This window comes from Vibrio sp. YT-18 (assembly GCF_033337345.1).
Lineage (GTDB): Bacteria > Pseudomonadota > Gammaproteobacteria > Enterobacterales > Vibrionaceae > Vibrio > Vibrio alginolyticus.
Window position 1 is genome coordinate 1 of sequence record NZ_JAWOQO010000027.1, and the last position, 23,385, is coordinate 23,385.

Here is a 23,385-nt window from a genome sequence, read left to right on the forward strand (position 1 = left end):
GCAGAAGTAATGTTTGAATTGACTGTGCTGAATCTTTCGATTCAATGGTCACTTCGTATCATTGAAACCTAATTTGATACCGAAGTATCGAATGGGATTATCATCAACGAGTGCCCACACAGATTGATAGGTCTATATTGTTAAAGAGCAACTCTTCTTTGTGATTGACATCACTTCGGAAGAGGCGGCCATTCTAGCGAGATAATTTATTGTGTCAAACACTTTCTTCAAATTATTTCGTTTTTCTTTTCAGCCTTATCAACTTCGCTTAAACCCTTGTGAGCCCTTGCCCTGTCGACGAGGAGGCATTATAGAGATCGCGCTCACATTGGCAAGTGTTATTTTTCAAAAATTGCAAAAATAATGGTTAAACGATGAGTTTTCGATCAAACCTTTATTTATTCAACTTTACCCCAAGCTCTCACACAACTTATCCACAGAGTTGTTCTTTGAGACGTATTTTTCAAGTACCATAAATAAAGAAAGCTGCTTTATTGCAGCTATCTTTATTAAACTTAACCTAAACTCTATTTAAAGAGCATTATGGCTATATGCCAGACCCATCTTGTTCAGAGCCATCATCTTCGTGTAGGCCACATTCTCGCTTTAAGCCAAAGAATCGAGTTTCTTCCTCTGACATTCCCGGCTCCCATTTACGAGTGGTATGTGTATCACCAACTGAAAGGTAACCTTCATCCCATAATGGGTGGTATTTAAGGCCGTGTTGTTCTAAGTAGTAATGAACGTCTTTATTAGTCCAATCAATTACTGGTAGAAATTTAAACACACCGTTCTGAATTGATAGAATCGGTAAACCTGCACGAGATTTACTTTGCTCTCGACGCAATCCAGAGAACCACGTTCCAACATTAAGCTCTTTTAACGCTCGACGCATCGGCTCAACTTTATTGAGCTTGTTGTATTTTTCAATTCCCTCTACACCCTGCTCCCATAATTTTCCATATCGAGCTTCTTGCCAATTCGCACTTTCTTTGGCTCGATAAACTTTTAAATTTAGGTTGAGAGCATCTGTCAGCTCATCGATAAATCGGTACGTCTCAGCAAACAGGTAACCAGTATCGGTTAGAATGACGGGGATGTCCGCTTTGGCGCGAGTAACTAAATGAAGCATAACCGCGGCTTGAATACCAAAACTAGAAGAAACCGCGAACTCGCCTTCTAGATTATCTAAAGCCCACGCTACTCTCTCTTGTGCTGAAAGCTTTTCGAGCTCGACATTAATTTGAGCAAGACGGAGGATTTGCTCCGTCTTTGTTAATGTCAGTAACTCTGTGAGCTCCAGCTTGGATGCTACAGAATCAAGCATGAAAGTCCCTCTTTGATACGAGCACTTCTTGGATAATGCCAGCACGAATAGTGAAATCGCCAAAGGCTTCGCCTTCTTCACGCTCTTTCGACCATCGAGCCACCAGCAGATCAATCTCTTCTAAGATTTGCTTATCCGTGATGTTCTCTTTATACATTTTTGGTACTCGAGTACCGGCACGGTTACCACCTAGGTGCAAGTTGTAACGACCCGGCGCTTTGCCAACTAGACCAATTTCAGCCAACATTGCGCGACCACAGCCATTTGGACACCCAGTTACACGCAAAATGATGTTGTCATTTTCTGGTAGGTTGTGCTTCTCCAGAATCCCCTCCACATCAGTAACAAACTGAGGAAGGAAACGCTCAGCTTCTGCCATCGCTAGCGGACAAGTTGGAAAAGCAACACAAGCCATTGAGTTCTTACGCTGTTCACTTACGCCGTCGTCCATTAAGCCATGTTCACGAGCGATCTTTTCAATCTTCGCTTTTTCGTTTTTAGGTACACCCGCAACAATTAGGTTTTGGTTTGCTGTCATGCGGAAATCGCCTTTGTGGATTTTGGCAATTTCAGCAACACCCGTCTTAAGTGGTTTACCTGGAAAGTCTAATAAGCGACCGTTTTCGATGAAAAGCGCTAGATGATATTTACCATCAATTCCTTCTACCCAGCCAATACGGTCACCACGTTCTGTGAATTCATATGGACGGCTTTGCTCAAACTTAACACCAGCACGTTTCTCGACTTCCGCTTTAAAGACATCGCTACCTACACGATCCAATGTGTATTTGGTTTTTGCGTTCTTACGGTTTGAACGGTTACCCCAGTCGCGCTGAGTTGTTACTACAGCTGCGGCAACATCAAGTGTCTTGTCCAGCGGAATAAAGCCAAAGTCGTCAGCGCGGCGCGGATAAGTTGATGTATCGCCATGCGTCATCGCTAAGCCGCCGCCGACCAGGACGTTAAAGCCTACTAGCTTACCGTTATCTGCAATCGCTACGAAGTTGAGATCGTTAGCGTGTACATCTACGTCATTTTGCGGTGGGATAACCACTGTAGTTTTAAACTTACGTGGTAAGTAGTTCTTGCCTAGAATCGGTTCGTCTTCTTCTGTGCTTTCTACTTTTTCACCGTCTAGCCAAATCTCTGCATAAGCGCGCGTCTTTGGTAATAGATGCTCACTGATCTTCTTCGCCCATTCGTAAGCTTCTTGGTGTAACTCTGACTCCACTGGGTTAGTGGTACACAACACGTTACGGTTTACATCACCCGCGGTTGCAATCGAATCAATGCCAATACTGTTGAGCGTTTGATGCATCAACTTAATATTGGGTTTTAATACCCCATGAAACTGGAACGTTTGGCGAGTCGTCAGACGAATACTTCCATATAAAGAGTGCTCCGTTGCGAACTTGTCGATCGCTAACCATTGCGTTGGCGTGATGATGCCTCCAGGCATACGAGCACGAAGCATCACATTATGTAATGGTTCCAGTTTTTGCTTTGTGCGTTCATTACGGATATCACGATCGTCTTGTTGATACATACCGTGGAAACGAATTAACTGGAAGTTGTCGGCAGTAAAGCCACCAGTAATACGGTCCTGTAAATCTTGCTCAATGGTGCCACGTAATAAGTTGCTTTCTCGCTTCAGGCGCTCGTTATCAGATAGCGGCCCTAACTCTTCACCTAATACAACCTGCTTATTATTGTCCGTAGAAAAAGTCATTAGTACACATCCCTCTGATAACGCTTCGCTTTACGTAGGTCATTAATAAATTGTTCTGCATCGTCACGCGGCATCTTGCCTTCTTGTTCAGCAACGATAACCAATGCGTCGTGCACATCTTTTGCCATACGCGTTGCATCACCGCAGACATAGATATAAGCGCCTTCTTGGATCCACTGCCACACTTGAGCTGCGTTTTCTAAGATGCGATGTTGTACGTAAACCTTTTCTACTTGGTCACGACTAAAGGCAACATCCAATCGGCTTAGTACTCCTGACTTGAGATACTTTTGCCATTCCACTTGGTACAAGAAGTCTTGAGTGAACGTGCGATCACCAAAGAACAACCAGTTTTTGCCTTCAGAATCGCGGTTTTCACGTTCCTGAATAAAGCTACGGAATGGTGCGATCCCTGTGCCAGGACCAACCATGATAATTGGAGTACTATCATCTTCCGGCAGTTTAAAGTTGTTGTTATGCTCAACAAATACTTTAACTTCATCTCCCTCTTCGAGACGCTGTGCTAAGAAACTAGACGCACCACCATATCGTTTTTCGTCGTTTTGTTCGTACTCAACCAAAGCAACCGTTAGGTGTACTTCTTCATCGACCTCTTCTTGGCTTGATGCAATAGAGTAAAGGCGTGGAGTAAGACGACGAAGCAAACCAATCAACTCATCTGCGGTTAACTTGGTTTTCTTTTCTGCCAGTACATCAACGATTTGAGTATTTGCAGAGTACTCGCGAAGCTTATCTTTATCTTCAACTAACTTTTGTAGCTTCTTGCTACCGGATAACTCGGCAAACTTTGTGATGAGCTGCGGGTTAGATGTTGTGATTTCATATTTACTCACGAGAGCACTGTGGATTGACAAGCTTTCACCATCAACGTCAACAGTCTCAACCCCAGACAAACCGACCTTACCAAGAATGGCATTTGCAAGTTCCGAGCTATTTTCAAACCACACACCTAGTGCATCACCTGGCTGATACGTTAAGCCCGAGCCTTCTAAGTCGATTTCTATATGACGAACGTCTTTTCCAGAGTCACGGCCCGTGATTTTTTGACTGGTCAGTAACGTCGCAGTGTACGGATTTTGTTTATTGTAAGGAGAGTGCGCAGTCGCAGCTTGACCCACTGGAAGTTGAACCACATCCGCTTCAGAGCCAGAAGAAAGTGTATCTTTTACCTTGTCTAACGCATTCTTACGCCATTCAGTTGCGGGGGCTTCATAATCCACATCGCAATCAAGACGCTCGATAAATGGAGTCGCGCCTAGCTTTGATAGGTAAGTGTCGAAGTCTTTACCGGTCTGACAGAAGAACTCGTAGCTAGAATCTCCTAATGCAATAACACCATATTGCAGGTTTGGCAGCTTAGGAGCCTTCTTCGATTGCAAAAACTCATGTAGCTCAATGGCATTGTCTGGCGCTTCGCCTTCGCCGTTAGTCGATGCCACAATAATGACATGCGTTTCTTTGGCTAAGTTTTTACCTTTGTAATCGCTTGCATCAAAAAGTTCGACTGCAATTCCTTCTGCTTTTGCTTCCTGTTCCAGAGCTTCAGCAACACCTTTAGCATTGCCCGTTTGGGAAGCAAAAATAATACTCAACTTACCTGCTGGCTTCGCTGATACGGCTGCCGTTGCTTGTGCAATTGGCGTTACCGCTGTGTTTGGTTGATTTTGAGCTAATCCCCAAAAATACCCACTGACCCAAGCAAGTTGCTGTGAAGACAACTCAGAGACAGTTTGTTGGAGTGAGCTAATTTGTTGGTCATTCAGAGGGCTTGCGATTGGAGGATTTCCTCCTTGCCCATTATTATCTTCAGACACATTCTTGTGAGAATACTCATTCTTTTGAAAAGACATTATCACGACATCCCTATTCATTGCGTGACGATAGAGTACCCACTCTCCTTAATAACAAGAAAGAATAGAAGTGAATGTTTTATAACTTTTTGGAAGTAAGAACGGCTTACTTTTTGCTCATCGATCTTCAATGCGGACTTGTTGAAAGCCTACTGCCATTGCCGATTTTGACGCAGTATCCAAATCTTCATAAAGACATTCTTCGCCGTGACTGTCCGTTAGAAAAACAAAACCACCGCGCGCATGTCTGAACTCTACAACCCAACCACCCTCTTGGATTGCAGGCTCAATAATCGCTTCGATAAGCTGATTTTCACGGAATAGATGTCTTAGTTCATTTATTGTCATCGCTATCCCTGTTTTAACTTTCACATTGCTCCTAGGTAAGCATGGTCTAAGTCAGCCAAATAGGGAGAAATTTCGATTAGATATAATGAAGTGATATAAAAAAACGCCGCTTATAAAGCGACGTTTTAAGTAAATCGAATATCTAACATGGCTGAGTTTAGAACGCGTATTCCGCACTCACAAAGAAGCCGTTAGCAAAAATAAACTCTTTCCCTAGATCCGACATGAATTTATCGGACTCTAAATCAATCACACGGTAACCTCCACGAAAAGCCAGTCGAGCTTTTTCGAGCGGTACATTGTATTGAACACCTGCCATGAAATCGGTGCTTTTGATACCTTTGTTGTCACCAAAGTTTATCTCACCAATCACATCAAAGTTTGTATCCGGAACTTGAATTTCTGCGTAACCATACCAAGCCCAAATCAGCTCATCAAATTCTTCTACACGCCTGCTTGAGCCAGCATCAATGTATTTAGTGTCACTTAAATTACTAAACGTGAGACCCGCATCAAAGTGCAATAAATCATGCTCTAGAACGTGGTAATACAAGGTTAAATCGAGCTTATCGAACCCCATGTAATCCGCATCAACACTTGAGTAACGAAGGCGCGCATTAGGGACATATTTAACATCATGTTCAATCGCCGCGTAAAAAGTGCCTGCGGTACTGCTATCTCGTCTCACTTCATTAACTTTAGTGTCGGCAGCCCATACCTCTGCGCCGACTTTTGTCGATACAGAGTACTCTGCAAAAACAGGAAAAGATACTGCCAACGATAATGCCGTTAAAGCGATGTTCGCTTTATTTGTCATGTAGTATTTACTCCGAGATAGCTGATATTCACGTAGAGGACGTGGGAGGAAATATACCATATTCTCACGCCTCTCCATCAACTAAATGATGTTACTCATTACTTATAGCGGGGCTGAGCGACGTAATTCTTGAAGAACCAAATACCCAATGCAATCACGATTAACCATGGTAATAGTTTGAGTACCGCTCCAACCATTCCCAGTAAAAACATCACAACTAACGCAATACCAGTTGCTGCGAATACGGTCATCATTGTGATACCCGTAACCAACAAGGTCGCCGCAAAGACTAAAATAAAGATTAGCTCCAACATAATCACTTCTCCATTTATTTTCAATAAACAGAGCAGTTTCCATACCAACTTACAGAAACGAAGTTAAGATTATGATTTTTAATAAAAAAACAAAGCCAGAGGCATTTCTGCACTCTGGCTTTATCATTCTTTAGTTGGTAATTTTAGCCATTCACTGGCGAATTTTACACATTCAATTCTTTTGGAATCTTAGCTAGCGCGTCTTGCAATACTTCTAGACCAGAACCTGGTTTGTGCGCATTTTCACTGATATGACGACGCCATTGACGAGCACCGGGCATGCTTTGGAACAAACCTAACATGTGGCGGGTAATATGACCAAGGTACGCACCTTTCGCTAATTGCGCTTCAATGTATGGATACATCTCTTCAACAATTTCGCTGCGTTTCTTCACTGGAGCATTAGAGCCAAACAACTCTTGGTCTACCGATGCCAGTAAATATGGGCTTTGGTATGCTTCACGACCAATCATCACACCGTCAAGATGCTGAAGATGTGCTTTTGCTTCTTCTAATGATTTCACGCCACCGTTAATCGCAATCGTTAGGTGTGAGAAGTCTTGCTTCAATTGGTAAGCGCGTGGGTAATCCAATGGTGGGATCTCACGGTTTTCTTTTGGGCTTAGACCACTTAACCATGCTTTACGTGCGTGGATAGTGAACTGCTCACAGCCACCCTTTTCTGAAACAATAGAAACGAAATCCGTTAGGAATTCGTAAGAGTCTTGATCATCAATACCAATGCGAGTCTTGACTGTTACAGGGATATCGACCACGTCTTTCATTGCTGCGACACAATCCGCAACTAACTGCGGTTCAGCCATTAAGCAAGCACCAAATCGACCGTTTTGTACGCGGTCAGATGGACACCCCACATTTAGGTTAATCTCATCGTAGCCACGCTCTTGCGCTAGCTTGGCACACGTAGCCAAATCTGCTGAGTTTGAACCACCAAGTTGAAGGGCTAACGGATGCTCTTCTTCGTTATAAGCCAGGAAATCTCCTTTTCCATGAATGATCGCACCTGTCGTCACCATTTCAGTGTACAACAGGGTTTCTTTGGTCATTAAGCGATGGAAGTAGCGACAATGACGATCAGTCCAATCTAACATTGGTGCTACGGAGAGCCTGCAAGAATGAGTCATGATATAAACACCCGTTTTTATGTTGCCAAGGTCGAGCGCAGCAGTACGCTCAAAAAATAAGTCGGGTATTGTATACCCAAGCACCTCTGGGTGCTAGTTTCAGCGAGAATGATTTGGTTGGCTGACTAGCCAAGTGCTTAGGAATACGCAGAAGTAATACGAATCTGTCATTCGTTGATTCATTCTGTGATGATTATTCCGCCTTCACACCACCACCGACTTGCTTTAATTCATGATTTTCGTTCTGATAGTGGGTAAAATGAAGCATTTCTAAACGAACTTCGTATAGAAATGATTTATCATAGAGCACGTCCGATAGTTATGGTGAAAGGTTTGAACCCAACAATCATTGAACAAATTGAAAGTATCTGCGCAGAGCGTGGAGTACGACTGACTCCGCAACGCCGACGCGTATTTGAACTCATTTGTTCTAATCGCCGCGCCTCAAGTGCGTATGAGCTATTGGAGCAACTAAAAGAGAGTGAGCCTCAGGCTAAGCCGCCCACTGTTTATCGAGCATTAGATTTTCTCCTAGAGCAAGGCTTCATCCACCGAGTGGAATCGACAAATAGCTTTATTACTTGTTGTTCTTTCAATACTCAGCAGCACTTTTTCCAATTACTAATTTGCGATAAATGTGGTGATGTCGTTGAACTCGAAGATGAGACGCTGATATCCTTGTTAGCCGAAAACGCCGAGAAGCATGGATTCAAACTGACCAACCAAGTTATTGAAACTCATGGTGAATGCCAGGCCTGTTCCTCCGAGACGAAAGAAAAAGTATAGAAGAACGTTATGCGCGCTGAATTTGTAAACCCGTTTTTAGCTTCTTTAATGAACGTGCTAAAAACTATGGCTTCTCTTGAGCTGAAGCCACAAAAACCGCGAATCAAAAAAGATGAGATCGCACGAGGTGACGTTTCTGGTCTGATTGGTATGGTAGGCCCACAAACTCGTGGTTCAATGTCGATCACCTTTGATGAAGCACTCGCCCTAGAAATCATGCAGAACATGCTTGGTGAACGTCCAAATGGGCTCAATGAAGAAGTGACCGATATGGTGGGTGAGATCACCAACATGGTTACTGGTGGTGCGAAACGCATTCTGGCGGAAAGTGGTTTTGACTTTGATATGGCAACACCGGTTGTGGTTTCGGGCCGAGGTCATACGATTCGCCACAAGTGTGAAGGCTCAATTATTATCATGCCTTTCTCTTCCCAATGGGGAAATGCCTTTATCGAAATTTGCTTCGAATAAAAGAGAAAAAATAGGTTGGCACTGGCCAACCTATTTTGTTTTTGCCTCAGGCAATAAAAAGGTCAGCATTTGCTGACCTTTTCTTTATCTATTCAAACATTAAGCTTTGAACGCTTTAAATGCGTTGATTAGACCGTTTGTTGAGCTGTCATGCGAGCTGATTTGAGACTCGTCTGCAAGCTCAGGTAGGATTTGGTTAGCCAGTTGTTTACCTAGCTCCACGCCCCACTGGTCAAAGCTGAAGATATTCCAGATAACACCTTGTACGAAAATTTTGTGTTCGTACATTGCGATCAAGTTACCTAGCGTACGAGGCGTGATTTGCTTCACTAGAATAGAGTTTGTTGGACGGTTACCTTCAAACACTTTGAATGGCGCAATCGCTGCCACTTCTTCAGCATTCTTACCTACTTTCACCAACTCTTCTTTTACGGTTTCTTCATTTTTACCAAACGCTAGAGCTTCAGTTTGCGCGAAGAAGTTAGACATCAGTTTTTGGTGATGATCGCTAGCTGGGTTGTGGCTAATTGCAGGTGCAATGAAGTCACATGGGATAAGCTTAGTACCTTGGTGAATTAGCTGGTAGAACGCGTGCTGACCGTTGGTACCTGGTTCACCCCAAATGATTGGGCCAGTTTGGTAAGTTACAGCATTGCCGTCACGGTCAACGTATTTACCGTTTGATTCCATGTTACCTTGCTGGAAGTACGCCGCGAAACGGTGCATGTACTGATCGTAAGGCAGAATAGCTTCTGATTCCGCACCGTGGAAGTTGTTGTACCAAATACCGATAAGCGCAAGGATCACAGGGATGTTGCTTTCTAGATCTGTTGATACAAAGTGCTTGTCCATCTCGTGAGCGCCATCAAGCAGCTCAACGAAGTTGTCGAAACCTACTGCTAGTGCAATTGATAGACCGATCGCAGACCATAGTGAGTAACGGCCACCAACCCAGTCCCAGAATTCAAACATGTTCGCTGTATCGATACCAAATTCAGACACGGCTGTCGCGTTTGTTGAAAGCGCAGCAAAGTGCTTAGCCACATGAGCCTGATCACCCGCCGATTCTAGGAACCAATCACGAGCAGTGTGCGCGTTAGTCATGGTTTCTTGTGTTGTAAACGTCTTAGACGCGATCAAGAATAACGTCGTTTCTGGGTTAACTTTCTTCAACGTTTCAACGATGTGTGTACCATCAACGTTAGATACGAAGTGAAGGTTTAGATGATTTTTGTATGGCGCTAGAGCTTCCGTCACCATGTAAGGGCCAAGGTCAGAACCGCCGATACCGATGTTCACAATATCGGTAATTGCTTTGCCTGTGTAACCTTTCCATTCACCGCCGATAACGCGCTCAGTGAATGATTTCATTTTTTCTAGAACCGCGTTCACTGCTGGCATTACGTCTTCGCCATCTACCATAACTGGAGTATTAGCGCGGTTACGTAGTGCAGTGTGAAGAACAGCGCGACCTTCTGTTTGGTTGATCGCTTCACCACTGAACATCGCTTCAATTGCAGATTTCAGCTCGGTCTCTTTCGCAAGAGCAAACAGGTGCTTCAGAGTTTCCTCATTGATGAGGTTCTTTGAGTAATCGACTAGGATGTCTGAGCCGAAACGTGCAGAGTATTTGTCGAAACGCGCTGCGTCTTGAGCAAACAGCTCTTTAAGATCCATATCTTGTGCAGATTCGAAATGCGCCGTTAGCGCTTTCCAAGCTTGTGTTTGCGTTGGATTGATATTTTTCAACATGGTCTTTATCCCGATGTTACAGTAGGTTCCATTCCTTACAGTCTAGCGAAAACTGTGGAATCCCCGATTTAGCAAATAGAATATAAATTAGATGTTTGGGCAAATTGCCACAAAACAAGTCTTTGTAATTTTTTTTCAGGCGCCAATTATGACCGAGAGCTTTTACACTCACATTGAGTTAGGTCACGTTCCCTGCCCTGAAATTGAACAATTCATTTACGATGACAAGAATCATATCATTTACTAATGACAGGCTCTAATTGGAATAGGATAGACGCCAATTTATAAATTTCCAAAGGAACACGTATGTGGGCACAAAAAACACTGCAATTAAAAGCGAGATGCCGCGGTTTTCACCTGATAACTGATGAAATTGAACAACAATTACCACAAATAAACGAACTTTCAGTAGGTTTATTACACTTATTTATTCAGCACACCTCCGCCAGTTTGACCTTAAATGAGAATGCTGATCCAACCGTGCGTATGGACATGGAAGCGCACTTCAATAAGTTTGTGCCAGAGCGTGCTCCTTATTATCAGCACACCTATGAAGGTGACGACGACATGCCGGCACATATTAAAGCATCACTGCTTGGCAGTAGTGTGACGGTACCAATCCAAAATGGTCGATTAGCTTTAGGAACATGGCAAGGTATTTACTTGGGTGAGCATCGAGACTTTGGTGGCGGCCGCCGCGTTATTGCTACGATTAACGGTGAGTAGATAAAACAAAGGCTAACCTTGGGTTAGCCTTTCATTGTTTATTTTGAGTATTCCATCTCGACGCGAGGCGTTAGCTTAGTCACGAGTTCATACGCAATCGTACCAATGTGACCCGCCACTTCTTCTACTGGGAGCTCTTTCCCCCAAAGAATCGCTTCGTCGCTGACTTTATCCGTTGCGTCTGGTCCCAAATCGACCGTCAGCATATCCATGGAAACTCGACCTGCAATAGGTACTTTACGGCCATTAACCCACACCGGCGTACCGTTTGGAGCACTTCTTGGGTAACCGTCGCCATACCCTACAGCGATGACACCCACTTTTGTATCTCGCTCACTGGTCCAAATACCACCGTAGCCAACACTTTCGCCCTTCTTCACTTCACGTACCGCAATAAGGTGGGATTTAAGTGTCATAACAGGTTGATACCCAAGATCTTGCGCCGTTTTGTCATCGAATGGCGACACACCATACATGATAATACCCGGACGAACCCAATCTAAATGGCTTTGAGGCCATGCCAATAACCCCGCAGATGCCGCCAGTGAACGTTCCCCTTGGCAACCAGAAGTCAACGATTTAAACCGCTCAATCTGTTGTGGGGTAATATCGCTATCCAGCTCATCTGCACAGCCAAAGTGGCTCATGTAACGCAACGGTTTCGCTACATTTGGACACTCCTTTAGCCGCGTTACAAACTCGTCATATTGTTCAGGACGAACCCCAAGGCGGTGCATGCCACTGTCAATCTTCAGCCACACGACAACCGGAGTTTCAAGGTCTGCTTGCTCCAAGGCGATAAGCTGCTCTTCACAGTGCACCACGGTTTGGATGTTGTTCGTCACAAGAACAGGTAAGTCACCAGGAGAGTAAAAACCTTCTAGCAATAGAATCGGCTTTACTACTCCACAAGCGCGCAGTTGCAATGCTTCTTCAATACGAGCCACACCAAACGCATCCGCATGGTTAGCATGTTTTGCAACATGACGTAATCCGTGACCATAACCATTGGCCTTGACGACAGCCATCACTTTACTTTGTGGCGCTTGAGCTTTTACGCGCTGTAAGTTGTGCTGCAACGCAGACAAATCAATGCACGCCTTGGCCGCTTTCATATAGCTCATGGGATTACTCATCATCAATATCGAATGCAGGACCCGCGTAGTTGTCGAAACGCGAATGTTGACCTTGGAAAGTGAGGCGAACAGAGCCGATAGGACCGTTACGCTGTTTACCAATAATGATTTCGGCCGTACCTTTGTACGGACTATCTGGGTGATAAACCTCATCACGGTAGATGAACATGATCAAGTCAGCATCCTGCTCGATGGAACCGGATTCACGCAAGTCCGAGTTTACTGGTCGTTTATCCGCACGTTGCTCTAGGGAACGGTTTAGCTGCGACAGTGCCACAACAGGCACATTTAGCTCTTTTGCCAGCGCCTTAAGAGAGCGCGAGATCTCAGCAATCTCAAGAGTGCGGTTATCGGTTAACGAAGGCACGCGCATCAACTGAAGGTAGTCGACCATGATCATCGACAGACCGCCATGTTCACGAGCGATACGGCGAGCGCGCGAACGCACTTCGGTCGGAGTTAGACCAGAGCTATCATCAATGTACATATTTTTCTTCTGCATCAGGATACCCATAGTAGAAGAAATACGCGCCCAATCTTCGTCATCTAGCTGACCCGTACGGATCTTGGTTTGGTCTACACGAGACAAAGAGGCCAACATACGCATCATCAACTGTTCAGCTGGCATCTCTAACGAGAAAATAAGTACGGGCTTTTCTTGTTGCATGGCCGCATTTTCACACAAGTTCATCGCAAAGGTCGTTTTACCCATCGATGGACGCGCTGCGACAATCACCAAATCAGAGCCTTGCAAACCTGCGGTTTTCTTATTGAGATCGGTGAAACCGGTATCGACCCCCGTAACACCATCTTGTGGCGTTTTATACAACAACTCGATACGTTCTAACGTCTTTTCGAGGATGTTGTCGACGTTTTGTGGTCCTTCGTTTTCACTAGTTCGAGACTCGGCGATAGCAAAAACTTTACTCTCCGCCATGTCTATTAAATCTTCAGAACTGCGACCTTGAGGGTCATAGCCCGCGTCCGCAATTTCATTCGCGACACCAATAAGGCCACGAACAATCGCACGCTCAGCGACAATATCAGCATACGCATTGATGTTAGCTGCACTTGGCGTATTCTTCGCCAAGTCAGCGAGGTAAGCAAAACCGCCTATATCTTCTAACAACTCGTGACGCTCTAGATATTCCGATAAAGTAATAAGATCGAGAGGTTTACCCGCTTCAAGAATGGTTTTTACACCTTCAAAAATCAGGCGGTGTGGACGACTATAGAAATCACTGCTCACAACACGTTCGGCAACGGTGTCCCAACGTTCATTATCCAGTAAAAGACCACCAATTACTGATTGCTCGGCTTCTAGTGAGTGAGGTGGCACTTTAATTGCGTCGACCTGACTGTCTGAAGGTTTGCGATTTCTGTTTTCCGCCATGACTTTGCTCGATAACTACTATTGACCCACGATTATAACCTTAACCTAACTGAGATGCTTCCCCGAAGCGACAATTACTTGTTAAGAAATCATCATGTGAACCACCCGGGTAATAGCCTGGTTCTTCCGCCTAGCTCTAATAAAAATTAACCTACCATTGACCCAACCAAATATCTGTATCAGTATCATGCCCCTCCTTTTTGATTACGTTCGAGGTTGATGTGTCCCGATACTGGTTACTTAGCTTTAGCCTACTGTGCGCTAGTGCATCGTATGCTGACGAATCAGTACAGCCAGAGCAAAATATTGATGTACCCGACCCACTAAAAACCGAGGTGGAGTTCGGCTATCAAGCTCACACAGGTAACACGGACTCTCGTTCCCTGAATGCTCGTTTGAGTGCTGAATATACGTCAGGTCGACACCGTTCTAATGGTGAATGGAAGTACTACAACTTGTACAAAGACGGTGAAGAAGACAAACGCTCATCCACCTACTCCCTACAGAGTGACTACAAGTTAGGCCCTAAGACATATTTGTATGGCAGCTTTAAAGGAGTGGATTCTCGCTACAGTGCTTATTTTAAAGACTATACGTTGTCAGGTGGTTTGGGTTACCAGTTCTCCTACACTGAGAACTTCATTTTAGAGGTAGAGGTAGGCCCTGGTTTTCGCTATCAAGAGCCAAACTTAGACGAAATAGATGATGACGATATTGTCTTTCCCGATATCGTTAGAGAAGGCATTTTTCGAGGAAATATCAACACAACTTGGCATGCGTTGGATAATTTAAGTTTCGCAGCTGATATTACGTTGGTAACAGGTAGAAGTAACACACGTACTGATAGTGAACTCAGTGTAACCAATGATATTACTGAAGATATTGCACTGAAACTGGCGCACTCTCGTCAGTATCACGATAAAGTGCCTGAAGGCTTAAGCAAAGCAGACAGCGTATTTTCCGTTAATTTACTTTTCGCTTTTTAACCCTTTTTCTCTCAGTTTTAGAAATAAAAAAAGCACCTCCAAGGAGGTGCTTTTTAGTATTTCGTCTTGATACTGAATTACTCAGCAGCAACAACTTGTAGGTTAACTGTCGCGAAAACTTCAGAGTGAAGTTGAACGCTGATCTCGAACTCACCAGTGTTACGTAGAGCACCTTCAGGAAGGCGAACTTCGCTCTTAGCAACTTCAACGCCTGCAGCTGTGATAGCGTCAGCGATGTCACGAGTACCGATAGAACCGAATAGTTTGCCTTCGTCACCAGCTTTAGAAGCGATAACTACCGCTTCTAGAGCGTTAACTTTCTCTGCGCGAGCTTCTGCAGCAGCTAGTTGCTCAGCAACTTTAGCTTCTAGTTCAGCACGACGAGCTTCAAACATTTCAACGTTAGCTTTAGTTGCCATAACTGCTTTACCTTGTGGGATAAGGAAGTTACGAGCGTAGCCAGATTTAACGTTTGCAGTATCGCCAAGACCACCTAGGTTACCAATTTTATCAAGTAGAATAACTTGCATTGCTTAATCCTCTTTCTTAATAAAATGAACCGATTACTGATGCTTGTCAGTGTACGGTAGTAGAGCTAGGTAGCGTGAACGCTTGATAGCACGTGCTAGTTGACGCTGGTACTTAGCGCTTGTACCAGTGATACGGCTAGGTACGATTTTACCAGCTTCAGTGATGTAGTTTTTAAGAGTTGCTACGTCTTTGTAATCAATCTCTTGTACGCCTTCTGCAGTGAAACGGCAGAATTTACGACGACGGAAGAAACGAGCCATGGGCTATCTCCTGATCTTAAATTTGAGTAATGTTGTCGGCGTGTAACACTAATTTTCCCACGCCATTTCGGCCGGTTTGATAAGTGACAAAACCACTTACCTTAATGTTACTGCCTTGAACTAAATTCTGAGTTAGTGCTTGTGACCCAAGCCCGCTGACGACTACCGGCATACGACAATAAACTTGTCGAGGTAAGTCAGCTTCGATAATAGTAGAGCGATGCTCCAGCCAAAACCGACAGTGTTCAATGCCACCAGGGCTTTTACTACGAATGGGCGGTTTGGCAATGGTGCCGCTCAGCTCCATTCGATTGGCCATAAGAAAACTTACTCAGCAGCTTCTGACTTAGCTTCAGGCTTAGCTTCAGAACGCTCTTCACGACGTGGAGCACGCTCTTCTTTTTGCTTAAGCATGATAGATTGCTCAGTGATCGCTGCTTTAGTACGCATGATCATGTTACGTAGAACTGCATCGTTGAAACGGAAAGCAGTTTCTAGCTCATCAATTACAGCTTGGTCAGCTTCAACGTTCATAAGAACGTAGTGAGCTTTGTGAAGCTTGTTGATTGGGTAAGCCAGTTGACGACGGCCCCAGTCTTCTAGACGGTGGATTTTACCGCCAGCTTCAGTGATTGAACCAGTGTAACGCTCGATCATGCCAGCAACTTGCTCGCTTTGATCTGGGTGCACCATGAATACGATTTCGTAATGACGCATTGGTTGCTCCTTACGGATTATTCAGCTTCCACAAATGGCTCAGTCGTCCAGAGGAAGCAAGGAACTAAAGATAATTGACTGAGTTTAAGGAGCACGAATAGTACAGAAAGGGCGTAAAATAGGCAAGTGATTATTTGCTCATCGCAGCGGATATTTAATTTCTTCTAATACTAGAAAACACAAAGGCTGCCAACAACATGGCAGCCTTTAAAATCAGTGTGTTATTGCGCTGGCTTATCGGTGCTTAGTTAACTTCAGCCAGTTCAGCGCGCATTTGATCGATCACTTGTTTGTAATCTGGCTCACCGAAAATCGCCGAGCCTGCGACAAACATGTCTGCGCCCGCTTCTGCAATTTCACGAATGTTGTCAACCTTCACACCGCCATCGATTTCTAAGCGGATATCACGACCAGACTCGTCAATCATCTTACGAACGGCACGCAGTTTATCTAGTGTATGAGGAATGAATGATTGGCCACCAAAACCAGGGTTTACCGACATCAGTAGAATCATGTCGACTTTATCCATAATAAATTCAAGACTTGCAAGTGGCGTTGCTGGGTTTAGTACCACACCAGCCTGACAGCCGTGCTCTTTAATTAACTGCAGTGTACGGTCTACATGATCAGAAGCTTCTACATGGAACGTAATCATCGACGCACCCGCTTTTGCGAAATCAGGAATAATACGGTCAACGGGTTTCACCATTAGGTGAACATCGATTGGCGCTGTGATGCCATAATCGCGTAGTGCTTTACACACAGGCGCACCAAAAGTCAGGTTTGGTACATAGTGGTTATCCATAACGTCGAAATGCACCACATCCGCACCCGCTGCGAGTACTTTTTCTACATCTTCACCGAGACGAGCAAAATCTGCCGATAAAATGGATGGAGCAATAAGAAAATCTTTCATACCTGACCTCAGTAGTAATGAGCAAACAATCTGCGCGCAATTCTACCGAAGCCAGTGGGGAGATCCACTATTTAGATATAATAGTGTGAGAATTAAGAGCTTGATTTATCCATGTCTGGGGCATGAAAAAGTGCAAGTAGCTCATCAACTTTATTACGACCGTTACCATTACGGCTAATGGTACGCTTTACTTTTACCACATTAAGATCCGCACCGTGATACAACCGACGTGTCAAGGTAGTGTCGTGGTTAGAAATCAACACAGGAATGCCACGTTCAGTCGCTGTTCTTTCAGCAATGTCGGCTAATGCAGCTTGGTCGTCCAACGTGAAACCATTACCTGCGTATGAGGTGAAATTTGCCGTATTTGAAAGCGGCGCATAAGGTGGATCGCAATACACGACGCTCCCTTTGCGCGCACGACGAAATGTTTCAGGATAACCTTCACAAACGAACGTAGCTTTTTTGGCTTTTTCTGCAAAAAACTCCAATTCCGCCTCAGGGAAATACGGCTTTTTGTAAGAGCCAAACGGTACATTGAAGCCACCTTTTTTGTTGTAACGGCATAGGCCATTAAAACCAAAGCGGTTCATGTACAAAAACGCTAAAGAGCGGTACATCACGTCATCGGTTTTATTAAACTCAGCGCGAATGTGTAGGTAGGCTTCTTTGCGGTTGTTCTCAGCGACAAACCAACGCTTCGCTTCAGAGATATACTCTTCAGGGCGTTCTTTCAGCAGGTTGTACAGATTGATCAAATCTGGATTGATATCTGCAAGTAGATAATGGTCATAATCGGTATTCAGAAACACTGAGCCCGCACCAACAAAAGGTTCAACTAGCTTTCGAGCCGGCGGCAAATGACGTTGGATGTCTTCAACCAGTCCGTATTTTCCTCCTGCCCATTTAAGAAAGGCTCGTTGCTTTTTCATCTACTGCTCTATCTATCGACCAAAAATTAAGGCTGCGGAATGTAACATATTTTTCAGGGAAGCTCAGGTTTATTTCACTCGTTCAATTTCACGGTGAACCTGACGGAGTGATTTTGCCCAAGGACTCACCGACTTAACCGAATCTGGCAAGCTTGCGACGGCATCACGAGCCATTTGAATTGTCGGATAATCTTGATATGTGATGATATACCACTCGGTGTCATTACGAACGGTAGGATAAATTCGCACTTGATTATTCAGTTGATGCTCATTGAGAAAGGATTGTACATCTTCCATTGAGGTCATAGCTGCGAGTTGTAAAGTATAAGCTCTTGGCGATAGCGCTTTTAGTTCTTCACGAGCAAATGAAAACTTCACAACAGGTTGGTTTGCCTCACCCTCTTCTGACTGAGCAGGTGCTTGCGTCATATCTTGATTCGGTTTTACGACTTTAATCAAAGGGGAGCTAGTTTCATCGGCGGTTTCTGTCTTCTCAGTACCTACGACATCATCAATCGCTTTTGTGTCTGCTGAATCAGCTTTACCTTCAAGCAATGCATCGACCACATTCGACTCAATCACCACTCTTTGTTGATTGTCATCACTGCCTACGCTCGCTACTTCTTCTGTCACAGCTGGCGGTAATGAATCAGAATCATCAACCGCACCAGACTTATCAAGACTGCTAGAGCCATCGGTTACAGGTTGCAGTGAAGACTGCGCTGCACTGACTCCTGACTCTTCAAAAGTTGGAATAGCCGTTTGCTCTAAACTGCCAGCAATTTGCTGCGCTTTATCATCAGGACTTGGTTGACTAAGCATCCACCAATAGCCACCAGCAGCAAGCAACAGTAAGACTAATACCACCAACGCAATATTCAGGGGTGAACCGACAATCGAGCGGATAATGATCCTTTTTTCCACTTTCATCTCTCCTAACGCCATGATGTCACCCGGTACTGGGTCGACTTTTTTAAATGCATCTCGAACCCGTTTCTCAGACTCATCATCGACGTAGCGCGCAACAAGTGACTCAAAGAAACGACGAGCTTCCACTTCGGACAACATATCAATATCAAGCTCAACAGGCTTTATCTCTTGTCCATAACTGAGACGTGCTAGCAAACCGTCTAAACGTCCAGACTGTGTAAACAGTAAGACATTGATGGTCCAATTTGGCTTATGGTGCGCCTCTAAGACCAGCATCCAAAGCTCAGAGATAAGTGTCTCACTCAATAAATGCGCATCATCTACAACAATTGCAATGTCACACGCCTCATCACCTAAAAGCCTTTCAAGGCTATCAAGTAAAGGCTCTTGCTGATTAAACAATGCGTCTGAAACCAGTTGACTCAAAATAAGGACGCGATGCTGCACATCGTCTTGATTAGAATGACAAAGTAACAAACATTGATTCTTGTTACTGGCACCCACTTCAAGGTATCGCTGCGCTAACCAAGATTTCCCGTACCCATCATGACCATTAATCGCAATGAGATTGGAACCAAAGTTAGTCAGTAGACCTAATCTATCAAGCAACTCGATTTGAGAATCTAATTCCAGTACGTGAGCAACACTCATCTAATAACCTTAATACACTACAAGAATGACGCCCAAAGGCGCCATTACAAGGTTAAATATCGCGACCGAAGTCTATTGCCTGCTTGAGTACGTCTTGCGTCGTATCAGCAATTACCTCGGCAGTGCCAATGCCTGTAGGCAAAACCAATCGTAATTGACCAGAGAGGACTTTCTTATCTCGCATCATGTGCTTGATGAAGTCATCGAAATTCATACTGTCTGGAGTATGCACAGGCAGTTTTGCACGACGCAAAATCGCAACAATACGCTCAAATTGCTCTTCCGAGATCAGACCGCGTAGATGCGACGTTTTGGCCGCCATAACAGTGCCGGAAGATACCGCTTCACCATGCAGCCAATTGCCATAGCCAAGTTCCGCTTCAATCGCATGACCAAAGGTGTGACCTAAGTTAAGCAAAGCACGGATGCCCGATTCTTTCTCATCCTGAGCCACCACTTCCGCTTTTATTTCACAGCAACGTGCGATCGCATAAGTTAGTGCTTCTTCATCCAACGCATACAAGCGTTCAAGATTGTCTTCTAACCATACAAAAAAATCTGCATCGTAAATAATGCCGTACTTAATGACTTCGGCGATACCCGCAGCGAACTCACGTTCAGGCAACGTCGACAGGCAGTTCGTATCAATGATCACGGCTTTAGGTTGGTAAAACGCACCTATCATGTTCTTACCCAACGGATGGTTAACCGCGGTTTTTCCACCAACCGAAGAGTCCACTTGGGATAGTAATGTGGTCGGTATTTGAATAAAGTCGACCCCACGCTGGTAACAGGCAGACGCAAAACCCACAAGGTCGCCAATAACACCACCACCTAACGCGATGATCACAACATCACGAGCATAACTCCCTTCCAGTAAGAAGTTCATTACTTGATTAAATACATCCAAGTTTTTGTACTGTTCACCGTCAGGCAATTCTAACAAGGATGCACTACAGCCGAGCTGCTCGAGTTGCTTTAAAATTTTGTCTGCATACAAAGGCGCCACTGTGACATTACTGATCACAACAACTTTTTGTTTTGCATTTTTGTTTGAGAGAACTTGAGAGAGGTACGCCGGGTCCTCAAATAACCCGGCGCCAATAGAGATTGGGTAGCTACGCTCAGCTAGGTTGACCGTAATCCGTTCCATCGGTTTGCTCCAATTAAAAAAAAGATAAAGACTTATCTCTCTTCTAGCATTTTTACGATCTGGTTGGCTACCACTTTTGCACTTTGATCGTCAGTGCGAACAGTGTAATCCGCTACTTCTTCATATAAAGGATTACGTTCTTCAGCTAATTGCTCCAGTACTTCGCGAGGGTTATCCGTTTGAAGTAAAGGACGCTTCTTGTCGCGGTTTGTACGCGCAAGTTGCTTTTCAATCGTCGTTTCTAAGTAAACAACAACACCACGTGCCGAAAGACGATTGCGGTTTTCTTTGCTCTTAACAGAGCCACCGCCAGTCGCAAGCACGATGCCTTGCTCTTGTGTTAGGTCTTCAAGTACCGCTTCTTCACGCTTGCGGAAGCCTTCTTCACCTTCTACATCAAAAACCCAAGAGATGTCTGCACCAGTGCGCTCTTCGATCACTGTATCGGAGTCAACAAACTCCATATGCAGTTGCTGTGCTAGATGTCTACCAATTGTACTTTTGCCGGCGCCCATTGGGCCAACAAGGAAAATATTACGTTTCTCAGCCATGTTTAGCAGTAATTTACAACATTGATTCAATAAGATCGCCACAAGAAAACACAGCTAAACTGCTGTTCTACAAGGCTTGTGGCACCAGTTCCTCACAGATAATTCGTGATAAGACCCGAAATTATCCAAGCATGGTGCCACTATTGCAACTTTATTTTTGATTTAATCAGTTTTTCCCGAGACAGAACTACTGAATCACCACCTTAGGCGTGACGAAAATTAACAGCTCACTTTTACCAACATTTTCATAACTTCGACGAAAAAGCGCACCTAATAGCGGCAGGTCGCCCAACAAAGGCACTTTGTCCACCGAGTTAGTAATGCTGTGCTGAAAAATACCACCAAGAACGACCGTTTCACCGTTATTCACTAACACTTGCGTCCCGATACGTTGAGTATCAATCGCAACAGCTTCACCAGTGCCTGTCTTCACGACTTGTCCTGGTCTATCTTGCGTGACACTTAAATCCAACACTAAGCGGTTATCCGGTGTGATTTGCGGGGTCACCTTCAAACTTAATACCGCCTTTTTGAACGTCACCGTCGTTGCACCACTTGATGATGACTCAAGATAAGGAATCTCTGTACCTTGTTCGATATAGGCAGGCTTCTTATTGGTAGTGATCAAACGTGGGCTCGAGATAATCTCAGCTTTAGACTCTTGTTGCAGCGCAGAAAGTTCCAAATCAAGTAGTGTGTCTGATCCTAACTTCGCTACTTGGAAAGCAAGACTGGTCGCATTCGGGCTGGTTGCAGCTAAGTTTACATTTAGGAAGTCATCGATCCCTACTCCATCACCGTCACCACCGTCATCACCCCCTTCTCCATTATAGAGACCGATCGTGGCAAGGTTGTTCTCAATAGAACCGCCCACTGTATTACTGCCATTAATAGACGTAAAACCCCAACGAATACCTAGCTCGTCCATGTTACCTTCATTTATGGTCACAATACGCGCCTCAATTTGAACCTGTTTAACTGGAATATCCAAAGACTCAATAATTTCTCGAATCACCTCGATGTTTTCAGGTAACTCTCTAATCAATAACGAGTTAGTTCGCTCATCAATGGTCATACTGCCGCGCTCTGACAGCATGCTGATATTTCCTTCACCATTGATCATCTCCGCAATGTCTGATGCTTTAGCAAAATTAACTTTGATGATTTCAGATGAAAGCTCTCCCATTTCTTCCGTCAGTTTTTGTTTTTCTAACTGCTGCTTCTCACGCAAGTCCAGCTCATCAGTCGGAGCAACTAAAATCACGTTGCCATCGACACGCTTATCTAACCCCTTAATTTGCAAAATAATATCCAGCACTTGCTGCCAAGGGACACCATCAAGACGAAGCGTGAGGTTGCCTTCGACAGAGTCGGAGACAACCAAATTAAATTGGTTGTAATCAGCAATAAGCTGCAAAACATTTCGCACAGGAATATCTTGGAAGTTAATCGAAATAAGCTTACCTTCTCTTTCTAAAATGCTTTTATCTGGGGCTTTCTCATTGGGTTTGATCTTCGCTACTTTGATTTCCAAAAAACGCCCCGTTAAACGGTAATCATGCATGTATTCTTCATTGATGTTCGCAACCAAGCGCGTCGTCGAGGTGTCGCGAAACACTTCTACGCTCTCAACCACAGTCGAAAAATCTTTCACGTCTAGGAGATACAATTGCTCGTCTTTTACTGAAGTGTTAAGCAAATCGATACTTAACCCTTCCTGTACACGCTTGATATCTACAATCGCAGCCGGTGACGCCAATTCGACGACAATCACGGCGTCTTTATCTTTATTAGTTCGAAAGTCGATACTTTTTAGGGCATTGGACGAAACTTCTTCAGCTGCCGCTAAAGGGGCTAAAAATACAAACAACCATAAGGAGAAGAGCCCAGTAAGTATCCTTGGTGTACGTGTTAATCCTTGTCTCATTTTCATTACTCAATAT

The 23,385-nt window shown here is 44.4% G+C and carries 24 protein-coding genes; 4 read left to right on the forward strand and 20 right to left on the reverse strand.

Annotated elements, in window-relative coordinates; all coding sequences use genetic code 11:
* Positions 1–547 precede the first annotated feature (547 nt).
* The 7 genes from R7M72_RS22450 to dusA all read right to left on the reverse strand — a co-directional run bounded on the left by R7M72_RS22450 (position 548) and on the right by dusA (position 7,551).
* Positions 548–1,327 carry a phosphoadenylyl-sulfate reductase gene (locus R7M72_RS22450; protein ID WP_005382748.1) on the reverse strand — a complete coding sequence of 260 codons (780 nt, stop codon included), beginning with the start codon at positions 1,325–1,327 and terminating at the stop codon, positions 548–550.
* Positions 1,320–3,056: an assimilatory sulfite reductase (NADPH) hemoprotein subunit gene (gene cysI, locus R7M72_RS22455; RefSeq protein WP_005382750.1), complete on the reverse strand. Its 1,737-nt coding sequence runs from the start codon at positions 3,054–3,056 to the stop codon at positions 1,320–1,322. Before cysI ends, R7M72_RS22450 begins: the two co-directional genes overlap by 8 nt.
* Positions 3,056–4,927, reverse strand: a complete 1,872-nt coding sequence (locus R7M72_RS22460; protein WP_213987538.1) for an assimilatory sulfite reductase (NADPH) flavoprotein subunit — start codon at positions 4,925–4,927, stop codon at positions 3,056–3,058. The genes cysI and R7M72_RS22460 overlap by 1 nt, the downstream gene beginning before the upstream one ends.
* Before the next feature lie 117 nt (positions 4,928–5,044).
* Entirely contained in the window at positions 5,045–5,275 is a 231-nt protein-coding gene (locus R7M72_RS22465) for a hypothetical protein (RefSeq protein WP_005381264.1), read from the reverse strand.
* A 157-nt stretch (positions 5,276–5,432) separates the two neighbouring features.
* The gene (locus R7M72_RS22470) at positions 5,433–6,092 is read right to left on the reverse strand and encodes a TIGR04219 family outer membrane beta-barrel protein (protein ID WP_005381265.1); all 660 of its coding nucleotides are present in this window, start codon (positions 6,090–6,092) and stop codon (positions 5,433–5,435) included.
* 98 nt (positions 6,093–6,190) lie between these two features.
* The gene (gene pspG, locus R7M72_RS22475; protein WP_005381266.1) at positions 6,191–6,406 is read right to left on the reverse strand and encodes an envelope stress response protein PspG; all 216 of its coding nucleotides are present in this window, start codon (positions 6,404–6,406) and stop codon (positions 6,191–6,193) included.
* Positions 6,407–6,570: 164 nt separating this feature from the next.
* A complete protein-coding gene (gene dusA, locus R7M72_RS22480; RefSeq protein WP_318056331.1) occupies positions 6,571–7,551 on the reverse strand; it encodes a tRNA dihydrouridine(20/20a) synthase DusA in 981 nt (326 codons plus the stop codon).
* 321 nt (positions 7,552–7,872) lie between these two features.
* Here dusA and zur point away from each other — a divergent pair, with 321 nt between their 5' ends.
* Together zur and R7M72_RS22490 are read left to right on the forward strand one after the other, a co-directional pair.
* On the forward strand, positions 7,873–8,337 hold the full coding sequence (zur, locus tag R7M72_RS22485) for a zinc uptake transcriptional repressor Zur (protein ID WP_005381268.1): 465 nt from the start codon (positions 7,873–7,875) through the stop codon (positions 8,335–8,337).
* A gap of 9 nt (positions 8,338–8,346) precedes the next feature.
* Positions 8,347–8,808, forward strand: coding sequence for a chemotaxis protein CheX (locus R7M72_RS22490; protein ID WP_005381269.1), 462 nt, complete (start codon positions 8,347–8,349; stop codon positions 8,806–8,808).
* Between the two features lie 99 nt (positions 8,809–8,907).
* Here the strand turns inward: R7M72_RS22490 and pgi are convergent, their stop codons facing one another.
* Entirely contained in the window at positions 8,908–10,560 is a 1,653-nt protein-coding gene (pgi, locus tag R7M72_RS22495; protein WP_005381270.1) for a glucose-6-phosphate isomerase, read from the reverse strand.
* A 306-nt stretch (positions 10,561–10,866) separates the two neighbouring features.
* Here pgi and R7M72_RS22500 point away from each other — a divergent pair, with 306 nt between their 5' ends.
* Positions 10,867–11,286 carry a secondary thiamine-phosphate synthase enzyme YjbQ gene (locus R7M72_RS22500; RefSeq protein WP_042523680.1) on the forward strand — a complete coding sequence of 140 codons (420 nt, stop codon included), beginning with the start codon at positions 10,867–10,869 and terminating at the stop codon, positions 11,284–11,286.
* Between the two features lie 38 nt (positions 11,287–11,324).
* Here the strand turns inward: R7M72_RS22500 and alr are convergent, their stop codons facing one another.
* Both alr and R7M72_RS22510 read right to left on the reverse strand, forming a co-directional pair.
* Positions 11,325–12,401: an alanine racemase gene (gene alr / locus R7M72_RS22505; RefSeq protein WP_031780779.1), complete on the reverse strand. Its 1,077-nt coding sequence runs from the start codon at positions 12,399–12,401 to the stop codon at positions 11,325–11,327.
* Positions 12,402–12,414: 13 nt separating this feature from the next.
* Entirely contained in the window at positions 12,415–13,815 is a 1,401-nt protein-coding gene (locus tag R7M72_RS22510) for a replicative DNA helicase (RefSeq protein WP_315956619.1), read from the reverse strand.
* A gap of 221 nt (positions 13,816–14,036) precedes the next feature.
* Here R7M72_RS22510 and R7M72_RS22515 point away from each other — a divergent pair, with 221 nt between their 5' ends.
* The gene (locus R7M72_RS22515; RefSeq protein WP_005381276.1) at positions 14,037–14,801 is read left to right on the forward strand and encodes a DUF481 domain-containing protein; all 765 of its coding nucleotides are present in this window, start codon (positions 14,037–14,039) and stop codon (positions 14,799–14,801) included.
* Positions 14,802–14,878: 77 nt separating this feature from the next.
* On the opposite strand, the gene rplI is transcribed toward R7M72_RS22515, so the two are convergent.
* The 10 genes from rplI to R7M72_RS22565 form a co-directional block, all read right to left on the reverse strand.
* Complete coding sequence (gene rplI, locus R7M72_RS22520; protein ID WP_005382760.1) at positions 14,879–15,331, reverse strand: 50S ribosomal protein L9; 453 nt, start codon at positions 15,329–15,331, stop codon at positions 14,879–14,881.
* Positions 15,332–15,364: 33 nt separating this feature from the next.
* Positions 15,365–15,592: a 30S ribosomal protein S18 gene (gene rpsR, locus R7M72_RS22525; protein ID WP_000090472.1), complete on the reverse strand. Its 228-nt coding sequence runs from the start codon at positions 15,590–15,592 to the stop codon at positions 15,365–15,367.
* Positions 15,593–15,608: 16 nt separating this feature from the next.
* Positions 15,609–15,911: a primosomal replication protein N gene (gene priB, locus R7M72_RS22530; RefSeq protein ID WP_005381298.1), complete on the reverse strand. Its 303-nt coding sequence runs from the start codon at positions 15,909–15,911 to the stop codon at positions 15,609–15,611.
* An 8-nt stretch (positions 15,912–15,919) separates the two neighbouring features.
* A complete protein-coding gene (gene rpsF, locus R7M72_RS22535; protein ID WP_005381299.1) occupies positions 15,920–16,309 on the reverse strand; it encodes a 30S ribosomal protein S6 in 390 nt (129 codons plus the stop codon).
* A 244-nt stretch (positions 16,310–16,553) separates the two neighbouring features.
* Positions 16,554–17,225, reverse strand: a complete 672-nt coding sequence (gene rpe, locus R7M72_RS22540) for a ribulose-phosphate 3-epimerase (protein ID WP_042523676.1) — start codon at positions 17,223–17,225, stop codon at positions 16,554–16,556.
* A gap of 92 nt (positions 17,226–17,317) precedes the next feature.
* Positions 17,318–18,157, reverse strand: coding sequence for a Dam family site-specific DNA-(adenine-N6)-methyltransferase (locus tag R7M72_RS22545; RefSeq protein WP_005382762.1), 840 nt, complete (start codon positions 18,155–18,157; stop codon positions 17,318–17,320).
* Positions 18,158–18,226: 69 nt separating this feature from the next.
* A complete protein-coding gene (locus R7M72_RS22550) occupies positions 18,227–19,738 on the reverse strand; it encodes an SPOR domain-containing protein (protein WP_033907307.1) in 1,512 nt (503 codons plus the stop codon).
* A gap of 52 nt (positions 19,739–19,790) precedes the next feature.
* On the reverse strand, positions 19,791–20,891 hold the full coding sequence (gene aroB, locus R7M72_RS22555) for a 3-dehydroquinate synthase (protein ID WP_005381318.1): 1,101 nt from the start codon (positions 20,889–20,891) through the stop codon (positions 19,791–19,793).
* Between the two features lie 32 nt (positions 20,892–20,923).
* Positions 20,924–21,442, reverse strand: coding sequence for a shikimate kinase AroK (gene aroK / locus R7M72_RS22560; RefSeq protein WP_005381319.1), 519 nt, complete (start codon positions 21,440–21,442; stop codon positions 20,924–20,926).
* Between the two features lie 187 nt (positions 21,443–21,629).
* Entirely contained in the window at positions 21,630–23,375 is a 1,746-nt protein-coding gene (locus R7M72_RS22565) for a type IV pilus secretin PilQ (protein ID WP_054577257.1), read from the reverse strand.
* Positions 23,376–23,385 lie beyond the last annotated feature (10 nt).